Consider the following 1524-nt stretch of genomic DNA (forward strand, 5'->3'; position numbering starts at 1 on the left):
GCTCACTGGTGCACCATCCTTGTGTCGGTGATCTTGGATGGATTGCCGATGCACCCGAGGTGCCGCTGATCTATCGCCCTGCTCGCTCGACACATTCGATGTCCAGCATGAGTTCTGCGGAGGCCAGTGGTTACCCGGGGCGCGTTGACCGTCGACAGGGCTATGCGCCACCGAGCGCCGCTCAGTGAGCGAACCGGCAGTCGTGCCCCGGAACCTGCACATAAGGGTGCCTCCCCACTGGGCTTAGCAGCGAGGAGGCTGTCATGAAGTCTGCCCGAAATACCCTGCCAACGGAACCCACCAATGGGCTCACCTGTGGAATCGACTGGGCCCGCGATGATCACGCGGTCTCGATCGTCGATGCCAAAGGCCGCGAGATCACCCGCAAAACGATCGGTCACCACGCCGTTGGGCTGCGTGATCTGCTCACCACACTGCAGCGCGTCGGTGTCGGAGAAGTCGCCATCGAACGCCCCGACGGTCCGGTTGTAGATGCCCTGCTCGAGGCCGGGATCACCGTCGTGGTGATCAGTCCCAACCAGGTGAAGAACCTGCGCGGGCGCTACGGATCGGCCGGCAACAAAGACGACCGCTTCGACGCGTTCGTCCTGGCCGACACCTTGCGCACCGACCGGACCCGGCTGCGGCCCCTGCAGCCCGACAGCCCGGCCACCGTCGCCCTGCGTCAGACCTGTCGAGCCCGCAAAAATCTGGTCGCTCACCGCGTGGCGATCGCCAACCAGCTGCGGGCTCATCTGATGATCGTCTTTCCCGGCGCGATCGGGCTGTTCGCCGATATCGACTCGCCGATCAGCCTGGCCTTTTTGGCCCGCTTTGACTGCCAGGACCGCGCCGACTGGCTCTCGGTCACCCGGATGGCCAACTGGCTGGCCAGCGTTGGCTACAGCGGCCGCACCCACGCCAGTGAACTGCACCGACGACTCACCGCCGCGCCTCGCGGCGCCACCGGTATCGACGGTGCCACCATCACCGCGACCTTCGTCGAGGTGTTGAGCACTGTGAGCGCCCAGATCAAAACCCTCGACCAGAGCATCGCCGAGCAACTCGACGCTCACGCCGATGCTCATATCTTCACCAGCCTGCCCCGCTCGGGCACCTTCCGTGCCGCCCGACTGCTCGCCGAAATGGGCGACTGCCGCGCACGGTTCCCCACCCCCGAATCGCTGGCGTGCCTGGCCGGAGTCGCCCCCTCCACCCGCCAGTCCGGGAAAGTCAAACACGTCGGATTCCGCTGGGCTGCAGACAAACAACTCCGCGACGCCGTATGCGATTTCGCCGGTGACAGTCGTCGAGCCAACCCCTGGGCTGCCGATCTCTACAACCGCGCCCGAGCCCGCGGACACGACCACCCCCACGCCGTGCGCATCCTCGCCCGCGCCTGGCTCTACATCCTCTGGCACTGCTGGCACGACGAAGTCGCCTACGATCCCACCCAACACAGGGCCCTCCAAAAGCTGATCAACCAGGATCAACCCAGGGCGGCTTGACACAGGGCAACTCATG

At 65.5% G+C, this 1524-nt stretch carries 2 protein-coding genes; both read left to right on the forward strand.

What is annotated here, in order from left to right:
* The coding region (locus tag ACXMYJ_RS29055) for a hypothetical protein (RefSeq protein ID WP_205765297.1) at positions 1-188 on the forward strand (188 nt) is incomplete at its 5' end.
* A gap of 75 nt (positions 189-263) precedes the next feature.
* The gene (locus ACXMYJ_RS29060; protein ID WP_260751312.1) at positions 264-1508 is read left to right on the forward strand and encodes an IS110 family RNA-guided transposase; all 1245 of its coding nucleotides are present in this window, start codon (positions 264-266) and stop codon (positions 1506-1508) included.
* Positions 1509-1524 lie beyond the last annotated feature (16 nt).

Source organism: Mycobacterium sp. ZZG (genome assembly GCF_054786995.1).

Bases quoted from the DNA above. Each gene is read 5' to 3' on its own strand.
- ACXMYJ_RS29060 (WP_260751312.1), top strand. From the start codon at position 264: ATGAAGTCTGCCCGAAATACCCTGCCAACGGAACCCACCAATGGGCTC.